Genomic DNA, 16,913 nt, shown 5'->3' with positions numbered 1-16,913 from the left:
TTTACATCACCATCTTATCCCATTTATCTTTTAGGTATCAATTCATTCTTATCTTCCTTCCAAAAGTCAGTATAAGTTTTATTTTTAAAGTTCACGTTCACCTCAGAAAACGGCATACTTCCTCCAACTTTCAATGAATACCAGTCGTTTAAAAGTGGTGATCCGAAACAAATCTTCATTGTACGATCATGTAAATCGAATAATACAGAATGTAAAGTTCCAAACCATTCTTCATAGTTATGCACAGTAAGTCCAGCAGGATATTCTTCTTCTACTAACTTTTTTAAAGACTCTATGCTTACTTGTTCACATCTATTTAAATGCTCATGTAAAAGGTGATATCTCTTTGTTGATTGTTCTAATTTCCTATTATTTAATTTCTGAATTGATGAACTAACTGCATGGTTTGTTGATACAATAAAAGCTTGTTTTTCACCATCAATCGTTATTGTGGATTTATGACCGTCAAATATTTCAATATATGCTGCATTTAAAGGATCAGCTATTATTAAATTAATATTACTAGCAATTGGGATTTCTTCTATTAGTAACTTAGCTTCCTGCACATTTTTACATTTCTCCAACAACAATCGAATTACCGCAAAACATTGTAAACCACTCACCATTGGCTTTCTTAAACCTGCAATATTTCCTACTGGTTGACCACATGCTGAAAATGTAACAGCTAATCCATGCTCGTTTATCCCTTCCGTTCGGCCAAAATATTGAGTAGAAAAGCCACTATGTGCATACGCACCTTCAACATGAGTTGAACAAAAACGCATATCATCTATTACTGGTGACAAATCATAATTCCTTAATACATATGTGTGCTCTAAATCGGTCTTTTTAGGTAATACTGCACAATGACTACAACCTGCTTTCAATAGTGTTTGATAGTAATACATCATATTTTTTGAAGGAATTTTTAACACTTCACAAAACCCCTCAATTTCTTCATTTATGCCTGGACAATGTTTGTTTAGTATATTTCTCGATTCTGTCCAATGGTTATTAGATATTACATTTTCTTCGTGTATAAATTGCGGGATGAGATACGGATTTTGTTTCACGAATTCCCCTTGTTGCTTTCCAATCTCATAATAACTTCCTTTTAATGATGAAAAATACCCCTTTACTTGATACATCAAACTCCCCCTCACATTGGATATATCCATATCGTACCAAATGGATTTCATTCATCCTTGATGTTTTTTACTATCTTTCTTTAACACCATCCCATTTTAATATCTCCACTAATAATTATTTACTAGACAATTAAAGTTTTGTTAATATTGCTGTAATAGCTTTATTTCAAAATACAGTAGTTTGGATATCAAATGAGCAAAATACTTTGTTAAACCCACTTATAAGCAATCATCTAATTCATGAAATCAAAAAACTTATTTATCAAAATAAAAGGAGAATTTATGTATGAGTAGTTGCAAACCAATTGATAAATTAACTATTGAGGACCTAAAACAAAACCCCATTTGGGAATGGGCAATAGATGAAGATGAAGAGGAAAACGAAGAACATGACGAAACATGGGTAAAACCAGCGGCAACTACTAATTTTACAGAAGAATTAAACGGTTCAATCGTACTAGGCGAATTATTCTTACATAATGGTGAAAAATTCCCTATGATGTGTGAAATTGATATTGAAGGTGACGAGGCCGTAATTCGTTCTGTTGTTTATTATAAGGAAGCAAAAAATGAATATATTGCTATAGAAGATATTGTGAAAACGGTCGAAATGCCGTTATCGATTATTATTAATCTTACAATTCATGCAGAATCCAAAACCTTACGCTTCACTGCACATAAAGTAGATATTTATAAAAATTCAATAACGACTAATTTTAATTAAAGTCGGCCGAAATAAAGAAATCAATTATGAAATACAAACTGGGGAATCATTAACGATTCCCCAGTTTTTTAAACTATATTAAAGTATCCCCTTTTCCACTAAAGTCTCTGCGATTTGAACTGAATTCCAAGCCGCACCTTTTAATAGGTTATCGGAAACAATCCAGAGGTGGAATCCGTTTGGCGTATCAGGATCTTTACGTATTCTTCCGACAAATGTATCTATTTTCCCTTCTGCATATAATGGCATTGGATACAGCTGTTCACTAGGGTTATCCTGCAAAATAACACCTGGTGCATCCATTAGTATTCCCTTGATTTCCGCAACGCTTGCTTCTTTTTCCAGTTCTATATAAAACGATTCTGAATGCCCCGATACAACTGGAACACGTACACAAGTAGCTGCCATTTTTAGGTTTTCATCTTCTAATATTTTCTTCGTTTCTTGAATCATTTTGACTTCTTCAAAAGTAAAATCATTGTCTGTAAATATATCTACTTGAGGCAGTACATTAAATGCTATTGGATAATGTTTTTTATCTTTTTTCACCGGTAATATATCACTCTTCACTTCTTCACCTGCAAGTATAGACTTAGCCTGCTCTCGTAATTCATGAATCGCATGAATGCCAGAACCCGATACAGCTTGATATGTTGAAACGATAATTCTTTCTAAACCAAATGATTTTCGAATCGGCTGAAGTGCTGTTACCATCTGTAATGCTGAACAATTTGGAACTGCAATGATACCTTTATGCTGTTTTAAAGTGTGCGCATTCACTTCCGGAACAACGAGCGGTACATCTTGTGCCATTCGGTACTCACTTGTGTTATCAATTACAATCGCACCACTAGAAACTGCATGAGTTACAAATTGTCTAGATACTTCTCCCCCAGCGCTAAAAAAGGCAATATCTACACCTTCAAAGCTAGTTGTTTTTGCCTCTTGTATAATTATCTCTCGTCCTTTGAATCTTACTTTCTTACCAGCGGATCGTTTTGACGAAAGCAATGTAACTTCAACTATATTAAACTTCATTTCATTCTCTAACAGTTCAATAATTTTTTGCCCTACCGCACCTGTAGCCCCAACAACAGCTACATGATAGCCCTTTTTGATCATCTGTTCTCCTCCAATATCACCTGAATGAATATTTCTACAATTTCATTTTATACAGAATTTAATCATTTGGAAAATTAAAATACATGATATAATCATTCACAAATCATGATAATAAAAGAGGGATCGCTTATGGAAATGAGACATGTTAAAACATTTTGCGCCATTGTGAAGTATGGTAATTTTTCTAAAGCTGCGCACGCGCTAGGTTATGCGCAATCTACTGTTACAGCACATATGAAAGCTTTAGAGAACGATTTACATATTCCTCTTTTCGATCGGTTAGGGAAAAAAGTGCTACTTACAAAAGCAGGTCATCAATTTCATCCTTATGCATTAGAATTACTTTCAATATATGAAAAAGCGCAAGAAATCCCCCAAAATACAGATTATTTAGAAGGTACATTAAGTATTACATCTAATGAATCATTAGCGGTATACCGATTACCACAATTATTACGTACTTACAAACAGAAAAATCCGAAAGTAAATATCGTACTTGAAACAAACACAAATGAACAAGCATTACAAAAATTACGTGAAGGAGAAACAGACGTTGTCTTCATAATTGGAGAAAGTATAGAACATAATGATTTTATTACGCGTACTTTTAGTAATGAAACATTTGGATGGATTTTACCAGCTTATTCCGCTGCACATACAAATCCATTCCAGTTATTACAGGAAACTCAGTTCATTTTTACAGAACAAAGTTGCGGCTATAGGACAATGGTAGATCGTTTTTTACGTCAAAGCGGAAATATTCCAGCTAAAACATTTGAAACTTCCAATGTTGAAGTCATTAAACAATCCGTCATGTGTGAGTTAGGCATTTCAATTCTTCCTTATATCGTTGTACAGGAAAGTTGTCAAAAAGAACAACTATGTTTTCAGCCTATCGAAACTCCATCCGTTATTCAAAGTCATGTAATCTATCATAAATCCAGATGGATTTCCCCGGTGTTACAGTCGTTTCTTTCCTTACTTGAACAAGATTAAGATATTAAGAAGTACATATAAAAAGAGTAATTGCCTAATAAGCAATTACTCTCTTACATTAATTAGTATATTATTTATTAGTCTGTCCGCCACCTGCAATTAATTTACTACCTGAATATGTACCTTTGTTCATAAACACTTGATTAATTAATTCTTTTTGCTCAGCTTCCGACATTACTCCTTTTCCTTCTCCTAAATTCCCACTTTGTAATTTCCAAATCTTATTGTGATCCCCATCAACCTTTTCATATTTTCCTTGTTTCCATCGTTCTAAAATTTCTACATATGTACTTCCCTGTACAAGATCATTACTCTTTACAATATCAATTAAGCTTTCAATCCGCTCTTGTGTAATAAAAATATAGCCCCACTTTTGATCAGCTTTCGCTTTTTGATGTGCCATTTCATGTAATGCTGTCTGTATGTTCTCATCTGTCCATTTAAAATTTTTATTAAAACCACTATTTGGCAATGAATAATTGCCATTCTCTAAAAGCCTTGCATCTTCTGCTTTTACGTTACTATCAGCTAATACTTCTACTGCTGGAGCAGCTGGTGATGCCTTTTTCGCAGCTGGTTTACTATTATTTAAATAATGCAGCATACCATATGTTAAACCTACTCCGATTACCGCCATACCAGCTAGAATACCGATTATTTTAAATAGTGTTTTCATCGCGCTTGTTTCCTCCCAAATATCTCTGTTCTGACTACCTAATTATTTTTTATATAAAAACTGTTACTTCATTTAAAATATCGCATCCCATCCCCTATCATATTATTTATATATACTTTCTCATATTGTATTTCTTTTTCTTTAAAATTGAAAGATTATTCTGTTAAATATTGAAAGTATTCTACAAATTTTTCCTTTATATTTATAAAGAAGCAAAAAAACAACGAGCGCGTTCTACAACACTCGTTGTTTTTACTTTATGCACGATTTTCTTTTAACCACTTCGTAATAGCATCTAACCTCGAAACATCAAAACGTCTTTCTTCACAAACATTTAAACTGTTTAAATTATTTACAATTTCTATTTCATTCGATTTTACACTTCTCGCCTCAATTAATTTACAATACCCATCTGTAACAGTATTTAAATTTTCATAATAACGCTGAAAAGATTTTGATATATGTAAATGTTTTTCAAAGTTTCTCCTTCTTTTCGTTTCATCATATACTTTCCGCTTTCTAAGTTCTTCATCGTTCGTATATAAATAAAAATATTGATCCGGAAAACCAATTTCCCTATTTACCATCTTTTCTTTATAAAAATTTTCTATTAAAGATAATGGCTGATTAAATATATCAAAATGAAAACACCAATTATAACTAAGTGGTTGATATATATCCCCATCGAGTATTACTAATTCATATTGCTCTGACTTCTGAACAGCTATATTCCAGCGCTCAACTTGTTTTTCAAAATACCATGTTCTATGTTCATTTTTTGGCCTTTCAAATAAAGAATTCACTTCAGGTATTATATAAGCACCATAATTCTTTTCTAATTCACGGCACGTGGTACTTTTACCAACAGCGCTTGCTCCCTCAAATGCTATTATCCCCATAGTTTCTCCCTCTTTCATTAACTAAAATTTCGTTGTTTCGCTTTTCTTCCCCATAACTTTCTCCATAAAACAATTGAAGCGATAGTGAGCATGATTGTTGTAATGATACTACCTTCAATTCCAAACGTGCCTCCATGAAGGAATACGGGGCCATTTGTTGCAGGTTTAAATAACGGCGTTGAATATATGGTCATCCCGCTAACTGCAAAACCGTAGACGTTATATTGTGCCCAATTCCAAATGGAATGCCATGCGCAAATCCCCCACAGACTACTGTCTTTTAAAACGTAAAAAGCTGCAAATACACCAACTAATATTATATTCGATATTGAAAGAATTGTAATACCTGGATTAAGTAAATGAAGAAAACCAAATAAGAAAGACGTCACAACAATCCCAACCCATATACGACTTCTAACAGAAAGAACCGGGAATAACCAACCTCGTACAATAATTTCTTCTGTTGCCCCTTGTATTAAAAATGCGACTAAAGAACCTACAATACCCAATATAGCGGTTACTGTAATTTTTTGTATTTGTAATGTTACAACTCCTGCTAATAGGAGTAAAATTACTGGTATTGAAATGAAAACAAATCCTATTAATGCACCTCTCAAATATTTTCTTATCCATTGATTCCCCCAAAAACCAATGGATGAAAATGATCTTTTCTCTACAAATCTAATCCATAAAAACACAAAAAATATTGCGCCGCCAAACGTTAATATCATCTCAATGTCGCTATAAATCGCCTTCATAAAAGTTGTTTCTGCTTTCGGTAAAATCAGCATAAACAACATAAATAATTCACCTAAAGTTAAAAATATAATCGCGAGTATGACAGCAAAAACAGGATGAACTTTTCTTCTTCCTTCTTTTGCTGCTTCAATTATTTTAAATTGTTTATTTTGCAATATTCTATCCTCCTAATTATGGTACTCATCAGCAATATTAAAATAATATTTAGCCTTTTATTTAAACTTATTTTTTCATATAAATGATTTTTGTTTGGAATAAATTCAAATTAGGAATAATATATAAATAAAAGAGGTGCCTTTGTGCCTTTACTATTATCACCCAGATTAGTCAGTGGTATTACCAGCACTTGCTATTTCCCACCATTTGTTGTAAGATAGTAATTAAGGTCAATTTAACACTATATTTTCTTTGCATATTATCAAGTATCAATCAGGGACATTTTGTACTCCTTATGGGTTTTTGATAATATGTGAACTTTTATTTTCATTCAAATAAGGCCGATCATATTGTAATTTTTCTACTTTTAGGAGGCATTACCATGACATTAACAGGTAAAGTAAAATGGTTTAACAGCGAAAAAGGTTTCGGTTTCATCGAAGTTGCAGACGGTAACGACGTATTCGTTCACTTCTCAGCTATCACTGGCGACGGCTTCAAGTCTCTAGACGAAGGTCAAGAAGTTAGCTTCGAAGTTGAAGAAGGTAACCGCGGACCTCAAGCTAAAAACGTTGTAAAGCTATAATTCAAACAATAAAAAGGTTGTTACCAGCAAGGTTAACAACCTTTTTAATATATAACTAAAATTTTTTACATAAAAGGAGTGGTTACATGTATCGCAATCGAAAGAACGATGTAGCAGAAGTACCACCAGAACAAACCCCTGTTTGGGAATGTGAATCAGAGGATTGTTTAGGATGGATGAGAAAGAACTTTTCATTTGAAGAAGAGCCTAAATGCCCTTTATGTAAAAGTAGCATGAAAAGCGGAGAACGTTTATTACCTAAATTAGGTTAATTTATAATAAAAAAAACCTCTTTTAATTAAGAGGTTTTTTTTATTATAAATTTATGTCCCCAATATCAGTTCGCACTATAGAATACAATAATGCATCGTGTTGCTTATTTCCTTGATGAATATATCCGCGCAATAGACCTTCCTTTTGAAAGCCGATTTTAGATAACATTCTACAAGAAGTAACATTTTCAGGATATGTAATAGCTCCAATTCTAAACAAACCCAAATCTTTAAACCCATAATCAATAATTTCTCGAGCCGCTTCTGACGCATAACCATTTCCCCAATAACGAGGATGCAGGTCATATCCAATCTCAGATCGTTTACTCCATAATTGTAAATTGTTTAGTCCAATTGTTCCTATTAAAACGTTCGTTTCTTTTAACACAATTCCCCATCGTATTGCCTTTTTCTCAAAGTAATTTTTCGAAAAAGATTCGATCATACGTGAAGCTTGTCCAAACTCCGTAAAAGAATTCATACCGTAATAACACGTTACTTCATCCAATGAAAAGATTTCATATATTTTTTGACAATAAGATTGTTCTATTTCAACTAAACGTAAGCGTTCTGTTTCTAATATAGGAAATGCCATAGGATCACTCCTTTCTCTCTACTCATTCATTATATCAGAAAAAATATTTATAATTACTAAAGTCCTTATTGTTCCATAAATCAAACATTTCTAATGACGCATTCCCTCTTTATTCTATATACACGAATTGGATACCTTCTGATTACTACTCAAACATTACGCTATAATTTCCATAAATCGAATTTCAAATTATCAAGAACTGTAAAAAAATTGTTTCTTCATTTTCTCCTTCCAAACAACCACCCTACCCCATACATTTATGGTAAAATATAGTTAATACATTATTTTATTGTGGAGGTGTAAATTTCCTATGTATATATTCATCGGCTTATCCCTCTTACTCATATTACTTATTTTTTTATTCGCAAAAAAATTCACACCAAACTCTTTCATGATGACTAACTTTAAAGGCAATAGCTTTAAGACATTTTCAATCGGTATTTTAATCGCTGCTATACTCTCACTTTCATATGGAACTTATCATGCAGTAACATATCAACCTAGTTATTTAGATATTAAATTAAAAAATCAAAACTACACTGTTTTCGGTAATGTAGGCGAATTCGGTTATTTCTCCGAAGAATTATTAAAAAAAGATACAGAAGTTCAACTATATTTCGTCTCTTGGAAAAAAATGCAGTTAAAAAATCCGGTAATACTTATAGAATATCCTTCAGGAAAACAAGAAACATGGAAGCCAAATATCGTATTAATACCGATAAGTAAATTACAAGAAAAACATGATATAAAAGATATTTATCAACTATCACCGTATTCATTTAAAGAATCTGGAGAAATAACATTAACAATAAAAGAAAACAATGTAAAAAACAATAAAATTTCCATTCAAATAAAATAAATAAAAACTGTTCCTTCATTTTGCTGAAGGAACAGTTTTTATTTATTCTACAGTATTATTTATTTAATGTAGCCATTATTTCATTGGCAATATTCTTTCCATTTCCAATACACGCACCAATTCCAACACCGTAATATGAGGCACCAGCTAAATATACATTTGGATAAAAATTTGTCATTTTTTCTTGCAATGCTTGAACCGCTTGATTATGTTCTAAATGATATTTCGGCATTAAATCTTTCCAATTTGTAACTTCAACTACTTCTGGTTCACCTTTAATTCCGAGACTCTTTTCAATATCATATAAAGCTACTCGTACTAATTCTTCTTCATTGTAATCCTTGATTGTTTCATATACCGGATTGGTACTCTTATAAAACATTCTAACTAATAATTTTTGTTTACCCGATGTATGTTTCCACTTTCGACTTGTCCATGTACAAGCATCACAATGTAAATCACTGTTTTCCGTTACAATAAACCCCGTACCGTCAGCTGGTAGTTGTTCATCTAGTATGTCAAATCCTAAATAAATACTAATAAGAGATGAGTTTTTAAATGTATTAAACTGCTCATTTAACTCATTAGACTGTAATAAAGTTTGCGCTATATCATGTGGAGCTGCTAAAACAACATAATCTGCTTGTACTGTTTCATGATTTGCAAAAGAAATCTCATATCGATCTTCTTGTTTACTTACAGCCGTCGTTATAGCACCTTTTTTTACGACAGTTTCAGTCAGCACTTCTTCTAAGCGATTAATTATCGTAGATAGTCCACCCTTAAATGATACGAATTTTTTATTTCCTGCTGATTGAAATTGTTTTTTATTCTCTTCAAAACCTTTAATAATACTTCCATACTTATTTTTATAATCCAGTAAATACGGTAATGTAGATGCCATTGTAAGCTCATTCAATTTACCAGAATATACGCCTGAAAGCACAGGAGCAATTTGTCTTTCCACTAACTCTTTCCCTAAAAAGCTTTCTAAAAATAGAGCAAGTGATGTATCTTTCGTAAACTCTTTATTTTTCGTTATGAAATCTTTTAAAGCTACGATTTTCCCCTTCGTTGAGACTAGCGTACTGCTAAACAACGACCGGGCACTCATCGGTATCCCGAATATAGTATCAGAAGGAATTGGATGTAACATGTTTTCAGAATATATGTAAGAAATACCCGTTTCATTATATACCATTTCATTTTCTAAATTTAAATCTTTTACAAGTGGCATAACATGTTCATTACGAGCAACGATTGAATCCGCCCCTGACTCCATAATGAAATCCTTTTCTTCCACACTATGGATTTTACCACCTAAATACTCTTCTTTCTCAATAAGAATTAAATTTAAATCGATATTATAATCCTTTTTTAATTTTTCTAAATAAAACATAGTAGAAAGTCCCGTTATACCTCCACCGATAACAACAACTGTTTTCATATGTGCTGCGCTCCTAACCGATACAATTAATAATTCCTTTTTATTATAACCAAAAGTCCTTATATTCGACTAGCAAGTTGCGCATTCTGTAAGAAATTAGACAATATATTTTAATATATTTTCAAATTACCTAATAAAAAAGAACTATAACATTTACAAACCCCGTCATAGTTCTCTTTATTTTAAAAACATAAAGTAATTGATTAATTTGTCTAGTTCTTGACTCAATGCCAATACTTTTTCATGTTGAATTCCATAATCCGATACTAAATATAAAAGTTCTTCTTTTTTTATTTCAATTACTTTTTCCAATTTCGCTAGTTCCATGTCGTTTTACATCTCTCCAAAAATAAAATGTATGTATTTCAGTATAGCCTACTTACATAATTAGTAAAAGTAAAATACGCATGTAAAATCTTACATATTTGAAAAAATAATATACTACTAACAAAAAAAGAAACTAGATTAAGCTTCCTTTTACAGATTATTGACGTTCATTAAGAATGAATAACATACCGGAATTTTTCTAATGTTATATCTTTATAATTTGGAGCTCTCTTTATATGATTAAAATAACTATATGAGAATTTAAATACATGACCAAAATCCCAATCGAATTCACTATAGTCTTTTATCCAAAATATATTTTCAGTTGGTAAAATATTTGCACGTTTAGATTGAATTAAAGGTAATCGATCTATGGGTGAGTGTAAAGTTATTTCCGTATTCAGCTTGAGCTTTTGGCTAGCTCTTAGTACGTATACTAGTTTTAAAAGCGGACGTATCCCTCGTTGAAATAGATCTATATGTCCTAAATCGTACATTATATTAATTGCGTGGGAGTATGTAAGCAAATGCCCAATTAAATCATGATGTGATTCTGCTCGATAAATACTATTAAATTTCGATAACTCATTTAAAACGAATCGAGATACTTGTGTTGGATTACTCAATTCACTTTGTATCTCATCTTCAAAACTTAATTGTTTTACTTCTTTCATCGTATAACCAATCCACGATCTACCTGGAATTGTTTTTCGAAATGATAAAATAAGAGTAGTAATCCCTTCAATTGCTTGATTATCTCCCCATTTTTGTAGCTCTTTCATAGCTAATAAGCTTAATGACGCATAAATGACGTTATGCCCGACCCAATGAAGTTCATCAATCGTTTGTTCTAAAGATTTTATAATCATATTCTCCGCAATTTGAAAATCTATTTCTTTTTTATCATCAATCATCTCACCAATTTTTTTCTTGCTTAGCATCATCCTTGTTTGCGAATGTATATTACGAGCTGTTTCTTCATCAATATGATTATCTTTCATAAAAAAATAACTAGCAATTGCAGCTGCTCCAAAATGTGCATGCCAAATATCATTTGTTTCTTTTTTACATTGAGAAATAATTGAAAGACCGCCTTTTAAAATACTTTTTCCCATTTTCTTACTCCCCTAATAAAAATCACTATATTTTCATCCTAAAGATGGTGTCAGGACAAATAAAATGTGATTCGATTCATCACTTTTATTCAAAAATCGATGCTTCACATTCGGTGGAATACGTACAACATCGCCTTCTTCTAAAAAATATTCTTTTCCCTCCAATTCCACATACACTTCCCCTTTCATAATTACAGCAATCTCTTCCTTATCTTCATGGGAATAATGGCTTTCTGTTGTGTTTGCTCGTTTATTTAAATCCATCATTAACATTTCAATACGTGCTTTCATAAAATCAGGTGTTAATACATCATATACAATGTGATCATTGTTTTCCCGATATACTTTTTTTCGATCTTTTTTCTTAGAAATGAGCGAATCTGTATCAATATCGTTAATAAAAAGTGTAAACAGCGGTACATTTAATGCTTTTGCAATTAATTCCAAAACATTTAAAGAAGGATTAGCATGTCCTCTTTCAATTTGGCTAATTAACGACGTACTAATCCCTGCATAATCAGCGAATTCACGAATTGTCATATTATTTTTCTTACGATAACTTAATACTGTTTGCCCAAGCCTATCATGTACCATAGTAAAACTTCCTTTCGTCCATCATAATGCATGTTTCGTTGTCTTTGTGCTGACATACTAAACAAAGGTAAATAACCCTTCCCTATTATCTCCGGGACTTATATACTTACCTTTGTACATTATATCGTATTAAGTTTATTATAATAAACATTCTATCGGAGGGACAAACTTTGAAATCACCTATTCTTTCATATTGCATCTTATTTTTTGGTGTATTCGCCTTATCAACTTCAGCTATTTTTGTAAAATTGGCAGATGCTCCTGCGACAATCATTGCTTTTTACCGATTATTCTTTGCCACACTAATTCTGTTACCGTTATTACTATTTAATAAAAATAGTCGAAATGAGCTAAAAACTTTAACGAAAAAACAATGGGCACTTGGATTCGTATCTGGGCTATTTTTAGCTGCACATTATGTACTATGGTTTGAATCATTACAATATACTTCTGTAGCAAGCTCTACAGTTATCGTAACGTTACAACCTTTGTTCTCAATGATTGGTGGTTATTTTTTATTTAAGGAGAGGTTTACGAAAGGAGCAGTTATTGGTTGCCTCATCGCTATTTCAGGTAGTATCATCATTGGCTGGCAAGATTTCCAAATTAGTGGAGAAGCTTTATATGGAGATATTTTAGCACTTATCGCTGCCGGTATCATTACTGCTTATTTTTTCATTAGCCAACACGTTCGTAAAGATTTGTCACTTATACCATATTCGGTAATTAGTTATGGAAGTAGTGCTGGCTTTCTTGGCATATTTGCTTTCACGCAACAAGGATCTTTCATCCATTACTCTACACAAACTTGGTTGTGCTTTATTGGATTAGCTTTCATTGCTACAATTTTAGGACAAACCATTTTTAATTGGTTATTAAAATGGATAAGTGCTACTGTAATTTCAATGAGTATTTTAGGTGAAACAATTGGCACTTGTATACTAGCGTACTTTATATTACATGAGACCATTTCTTTACAACAAGGACTAGGAATTACCGTTATTTTTATTGGTTTAGTATTATTTTTAATACAGCCAAATTCTAATAAAAAAGCATGACAGTATACTGTCATGCTTTTAACTACTAATTATGTACAATTAAACCATCCGGTCTAAAACGACTCATCATAATTTCATTAATAAACTTTCCGTGAGCTTTCAAATTCCCTATCTTTACTCCCTCTTCTACAAATCCAAATTTTTCATATAAAGCTTTTGCTTTTGGATTCGTTTCTAACACACCTAGTTCTACTCTCTCTAACATTAACCAATTATCAGCCAAATCAAGCATCTTCGTAAGAAGTGCTTTCCCAATTCCTTTATTATGATATTCACTATCAACCCCAATGAATAAATCGCCTGAATGAGATCTTCGTCCCGGACTTTGTGTTAAACCTACAAACCCAACAATTTCTCCATCATATTCTGCAACAAATTCAAATTGATTTGGTGCTAAATTTCGAATTCGATTTTCCATAGCTTCTACACGCATGCTAGGTAAGAAAACCATATACGGTAAAACGTCATCCTGTATACATATACGATGAATTGCTCTAGCATCTTGTATTTCTACTGCTCTAACGTTGATCCCCATCTTTCTCTCCTCCATATAAATAACAATATATTTGTGTGTATTCTAGAAACGTTCATGAATGACCTTCTCGTCCGTATTTCTTTATGTCATTTTTACATAATTATTTCGATATAATACTTAATTTCCAAAAAGATTAACAACTATATCTATATGGTTAACTTTTCACTTTATTATATAAATTAAACAAATTTTCAATTGGAATACCATTTAGTTTCATGCCGACTATATCACAATTTTCTATTTCAATATTTTTCAGATTACTATTACTTATGGTGCTACCTTCCAAATCACATTTATCGAATAAAATAGGTTCCTTCTCATCTCCGAGACTTGTATTTTTAAATTGCACTCCACCTAAAGTCACCAAATTAAATTTACTACCAGAAAGATTTAAATCTGCATATGATGACCATCTAAAATTTATATTTCTAAACTTTGATTGACTTACATTACAATTACTCATATTCGTATTCATTATATTGCTACCAACAAATGAACTGTTTTTTAAATTCACTTGATAATACTCTGTATTTGCTAAATTACAGTTTTCGTATTGACTATTTTTCATATCTTTATTTGTAACTACACTCTCTTTATTTGAGCTTGTTTTTATTCTTTTCACGTAACAATACTCATCTTCCGATTCAAAAATCATTTGGTAGCCCATCTTTTTATAAAAGTGATGATTATTAATTTGTCTACTAGATGTTTCGAGATCCCAAATCTTTATGTTTGGATATTCCTTTTCTATTAATTTCATAACATGTGATCCAATTCCTTTTCCTTGATAAACAGGATCTACAAAAATACGATCAATTCGACCATACGACTTACCAGAAATCGTAACTATTATCCCTCCAATTATTTCTTTATCCATTACAACTTTGAAAGAATTCAATTCTTCAATGGAATATTCCATCATTTCAACTGAAGAATATCCTGGCGGTTGAATGTTATAATCAATGACATCATCTTGGCCGTATAGCCATTGTTTTGCTTCTGCATCGAATGTTCTTTTCATTATTTCTGTTAATTTCTCAGCATCTAAAATTGTAGCTTTTTCTATAGATATCATTGTTGTTTTCCCCTTCATTATTACAAACCAATAATTTTTGTGAATGCCATAATTATCAATTCACTTTTGTTTTTAATGCTTTTCCCATTATTACATATGGAACATCATTTTTACTTGGATGAAATGGCTCCAATACATTTATCCAATCTAATCTTTCATATAACGAACGTGCTTTTTCATTGTTTATTTGTGTTGTTAAAACACTCGTTCTATTTGAAACCCCTTCTAGTAATTTATTATGTAATTTCGTTCCAAGACCTTTATTTTGATATTGTGGGTGAACTGCTAACTCTACAAATTCAAAACAATCTTGCAACCATTCGTCTACTTGCTCTAGATGTAACGCTTCTCTCATTAATTGATTATAGTACTGTCCCTCCATTGAGCGATAACCATAAGTAAAACCAACTACTTCATTTTCATCATTTATTGCTACTATACCTTTAAAACCTGTATATTCTATATGCCTATTCATTCGCTTGATCATTTCATTGAAATTTGTTTTCTCAAATAATTTACAATACAAATTTGCCATATTCCCAATTAGGATCTCCTCTTTTTCAATGCTTACAAATTTCACTTTACTCCCCCCTATTAAAACATTTATATCCTTTTTAAAAAATAAGAAAATTAACACTAATCACTCTATTTACTATTAAACTACAAATCACCCTATATTTTCCACAGTTACTTAGTATTAATGAATAATAAAAAGAGACCATGTAATATAAACATGTTCTCTTCTTTTATTCATTTTCAATTTTATCCCGCTATTTGCCTGGCAGTAAGACCCCCACCTCAAAATTCAGCGAAAGCAAAGAAGTTAGGTGGGGGATCAATTGCCCGTAAAATCCCGATTGGTGAGGGCTGAACCCCCCCACTGATTAAAGTTTCACTTTATATAATTAAAAATTAGATATTACTTAAGCCACTCGTTGCAAGTATTACTTAACTGCTGTAAATCTTCTATAAATTTACTCGCATCATATCCATCACAAACCGAATGATGTACTTGCAATGAAACTGGTAGCATAACCTTGTTTCCTTCGTTAAAATATTTCCCACAAGTTATAATTGGCAATAGAAAATTTTCATCATTATTAATATTAAGATTAAATCCAGTAAAACTAGTCCAAGGTATGCTAGAAATCGGAAATACATTAGGCGGAATATTTTCTTTCGTGAAAAGACCATGAACACTAGCATAGTATCTCATATCGTCTTCATACTTTTTATAGAAAGTGCGGAAATCACTTGAATAATCCGTCCATATACTTGAAAAAGACTTATCATCTTTATGAAAGATTGTATAACTCGGTATCATTTCCTCCCAATAGCCTAAAACTCCTTCATCGTTAAAACATGTTCGAAATTTTTTATGATTATTTACTACTCTAGAAATTAAATATATAAAAACGGGATAAAATTTTATTCCCTTTTGATATACTTCCTCTAATAACATCGTGATATCAACATTCACAGTCATACTAAATGTACATTTCAACTTTAAATAATGCTCAAAATACCGCTCTCTATTCCAATCTTCTCTATCAATTACATGAAACTTCATTCTAATAGCCTCCTAAAATTTTCTTTTTATTTTAGAAGGCTAATTCCCTTGCTCTCACCATACTTTGTCACTCCTAACAGTTTACAATTCACCCTAATTATTCATTTAATTATATAACATATGTAAGAATCAATTCACATATTTCTGGAAATCCATCCACATACTATAGATAAATCAAATGAAATTTGGAGGATACATACATGAATAACAAAAATATGAATAAAAAAGAAAATGTTACTGAAAACACTACATCTATTCAAAATAATAATACTGCAAATCTTACTATCGAAGAACAAGCAATGAACGGCTTATACGGAATGCCCGAAACAACAATTGAAGATGCTGATCACGCTGCAGCTGATGATTTGACTTCAAAAAATTAATTAACTACATTTAAAAA

The 16,913-nt window shown here is 31.7% G+C and carries 21 protein-coding genes; 7 read left to right on the top strand and 14 right to left on the bottom strand.

All coding sequences use genetic code 11. The annotated features are described in order from the left end of the window. Window positions 1-23 precede the first annotated feature (23 nt). Entirely contained in the window at window positions 24-1,148 is a 1,125-nt protein-coding gene (locus AC3EMB_RS11905) for a C45 family autoproteolytic acyltransferase/hydrolase (RefSeq protein WP_000285230.1), read from the bottom strand. 286 nt (window positions 1,149-1,434) lie between these two features. On the opposite strand from AC3EMB_RS11905, the gene AC3EMB_RS11900 reads away from it, so the two are divergent. Further along, window positions 1,435-1,872 (top strand): hypothetical protein, encoded by a 438-nt coding sequence (locus AC3EMB_RS11900; protein WP_488517704.1) that lies wholly within the window; start codon window positions 1,435-1,437, stop codon window positions 1,870-1,872. 78 nt (window positions 1,873-1,950) lie between these two features. On the opposite strand, the gene AC3EMB_RS11895 is transcribed toward AC3EMB_RS11900, so the two are convergent. Next, a complete protein-coding gene (locus AC3EMB_RS11895; protein WP_488517703.1) occupies window positions 1,951-2,994 on the bottom strand; it encodes an aspartate-semialdehyde dehydrogenase in 1,044 nt (347 codons plus the stop codon). Window positions 2,995-3,123: 129 nt separating this feature from the next. On the opposite strand from AC3EMB_RS11895, the gene AC3EMB_RS11890 reads away from it, so the two are divergent. Continuing rightward, entirely contained in the window at window positions 3,124-3,990 is an 867-nt protein-coding gene (locus AC3EMB_RS11890) for a LysR family transcriptional regulator (RefSeq protein ID WP_069355584.1), read from the top strand. A 70-nt stretch (window positions 3,991-4,060) separates the two neighbouring features. Here AC3EMB_RS11890 and AC3EMB_RS11885 read toward each other — a convergent pair whose 3' ends face one another. The 3 genes from AC3EMB_RS11885 to AC3EMB_RS11875 form a co-directional block, all read right to left on the bottom strand. Next, the gene (locus AC3EMB_RS11885) at window positions 4,061-4,666 is read right to left on the bottom strand and encodes a PRK06770 family protein (protein ID WP_078401666.1); all 606 of its coding nucleotides are present in this window, start codon (window positions 4,664-4,666) and stop codon (window positions 4,061-4,063) included. Between the two features lie 257 nt (window positions 4,667-4,923). Next, window positions 4,924-5,583: a nucleoside/nucleotide kinase family protein gene (locus AC3EMB_RS11880; protein ID WP_142238912.1), complete on the bottom strand. Its 660-nt coding sequence runs from the start codon at window positions 5,581-5,583 to the stop codon at window positions 4,924-4,926. Further along, entirely contained in the window at window positions 5,583-6,479 is an 897-nt protein-coding gene (locus tag AC3EMB_RS11875) for a CPBP family intramembrane glutamic endopeptidase (protein ID WP_069355583.1), read from the bottom strand. The genes AC3EMB_RS11880 and AC3EMB_RS11875 overlap by 1 nt, the downstream gene beginning before the upstream one ends. Window positions 6,480-6,862: 383 nt before the next feature. Here AC3EMB_RS11875 and cspD point away from each other — a divergent pair, with 383 nt between their 5' ends. Both cspD and AC3EMB_RS11865 read left to right on the top strand, forming a co-directional pair. Then, on the top strand, window positions 6,863-7,066 hold the full coding sequence (gene cspD, locus AC3EMB_RS11870) for a cold-shock protein CspD (RefSeq protein ID WP_000176366.1): 204 nt from the start codon (window positions 6,863-6,865) through the stop codon (window positions 7,064-7,066). A gap of 86 nt (window positions 7,067-7,152) precedes the next feature. Then, window positions 7,153-7,338: a cold-shock protein gene (locus tag AC3EMB_RS11865; protein WP_000286203.1), complete on the top strand. Its 186-nt coding sequence runs from the start codon at window positions 7,153-7,155 to the stop codon at window positions 7,336-7,338. A 43-nt stretch (window positions 7,339-7,381) separates the two neighbouring features. On the opposite strand, the gene AC3EMB_RS11860 is transcribed toward AC3EMB_RS11865, so the two are convergent. Beyond that, complete coding sequence (locus tag AC3EMB_RS11860; protein WP_098678992.1) at window positions 7,382-7,933, bottom strand: GNAT family N-acetyltransferase; 552 nt, start codon at window positions 7,931-7,933, stop codon at window positions 7,382-7,384. A gap of 310 nt (window positions 7,934-8,243) precedes the next feature. Here AC3EMB_RS11860 and AC3EMB_RS11855 point away from each other — a divergent pair, with 310 nt between their 5' ends. After that, the gene (locus AC3EMB_RS11855; protein ID WP_000275232.1) at window positions 8,244-8,792 is read left to right on the top strand and encodes a hypothetical protein; all 549 of its coding nucleotides are present in this window, start codon (window positions 8,244-8,246) and stop codon (window positions 8,790-8,792) included. Between the two features lie 55 nt (window positions 8,793-8,847). On the opposite strand, the gene AC3EMB_RS11850 is transcribed toward AC3EMB_RS11855, so the two are convergent. The 4 genes from AC3EMB_RS11850 to AC3EMB_RS11835 form a co-directional block, all read right to left on the bottom strand. Continuing rightward, on the bottom strand, window positions 8,848-10,239 hold the full coding sequence (locus AC3EMB_RS11850; protein WP_098679772.1) for a protoporphyrinogen oxidase: 1,392 nt from the start codon (window positions 10,237-10,239) through the stop codon (window positions 8,848-8,850). 177 nt (window positions 10,240-10,416) lie between these two features. Continuing rightward, on the bottom strand, window positions 10,417-10,566 hold the full coding sequence (locus AC3EMB_RS11845) for an aspartyl-phosphate phosphatase Spo0E family protein (protein WP_000417698.1): 150 nt from the start codon (window positions 10,564-10,566) through the stop codon (window positions 10,417-10,419). Window positions 10,567-10,736: 170 nt separating this feature from the next. After that, a complete protein-coding gene (locus AC3EMB_RS11840; RefSeq protein ID WP_071730188.1) occupies window positions 10,737-11,681 on the bottom strand; it encodes a hypothetical protein in 945 nt (314 codons plus the stop codon). A gap of 33 nt (window positions 11,682-11,714) precedes the next feature. Continuing rightward, complete coding sequence (locus tag AC3EMB_RS11835; protein WP_098127490.1) at window positions 11,715-12,275, bottom strand: helix-turn-helix domain-containing protein; 561 nt, start codon at window positions 12,273-12,275, stop codon at window positions 11,715-11,717. 170 nt (window positions 12,276-12,445) lie between these two features. On the opposite strand from AC3EMB_RS11835, the gene AC3EMB_RS11830 reads away from it, so the two are divergent. Next, a complete protein-coding gene (locus AC3EMB_RS11830) occupies window positions 12,446-13,333 on the top strand; it encodes a DMT family transporter (protein WP_098679774.1) in 888 nt (295 codons plus the stop codon). Between the two features lie 25 nt (window positions 13,334-13,358). Here AC3EMB_RS11830 and AC3EMB_RS11825 read toward each other — a convergent pair whose 3' ends face one another. The 4 genes from AC3EMB_RS11825 to catA all read right to left on the bottom strand — a co-directional run bounded on the left by AC3EMB_RS11825 (window position 13,359) and on the right by catA (window position 16,513). After that, window positions 13,359-13,868 carry a GNAT family N-acetyltransferase gene (locus AC3EMB_RS11825; protein ID WP_063547205.1) on the bottom strand — a complete coding sequence of 170 codons (510 nt, stop codon included), beginning with the start codon at window positions 13,866-13,868 and terminating at the stop codon, window positions 13,359-13,361. Window positions 13,869-14,022: 154 nt separating this feature from the next. Further along, window positions 14,023-14,961, bottom strand: coding sequence for a GNAT family N-acetyltransferase (locus AC3EMB_RS11820; protein WP_098679775.1), 939 nt, complete (start codon window positions 14,959-14,961; stop codon window positions 14,023-14,025). 37 nt (window positions 14,962-14,998) lie between these two features. Then, window positions 14,999-15,523, bottom strand: coding sequence for a GNAT family N-acetyltransferase (locus AC3EMB_RS11815; RefSeq protein WP_071730214.1), 525 nt, complete (start codon window positions 15,521-15,523; stop codon window positions 14,999-15,001). A 339-nt stretch (window positions 15,524-15,862) separates the two neighbouring features. Continuing rightward, window positions 15,863-16,513, bottom strand: a complete 651-nt coding sequence (gene catA, locus AC3EMB_RS11810) for a type A chloramphenicol O-acetyltransferase (RefSeq protein WP_000668543.1) — start codon at window positions 16,511-16,513, stop codon at window positions 15,863-15,865. Between the two features lie 200 nt (window positions 16,514-16,713). Here catA and AC3EMB_RS11805 point away from each other — a divergent pair, with 200 nt between their 5' ends. After that, window positions 16,714-16,896 (top strand): DUF4021 domain-containing protein, encoded by a 183-nt coding sequence (locus AC3EMB_RS11805; RefSeq protein WP_001060657.1) that lies wholly within the window; start codon window positions 16,714-16,716, stop codon window positions 16,894-16,896. Window positions 16,897-16,913 lie beyond the last annotated feature (17 nt).

Source organism: Bacillus sp. LQ16 (assembly GCF_057784645.1).
This window is presented reverse-complemented; position numbering and strand designations above follow the sequence as displayed.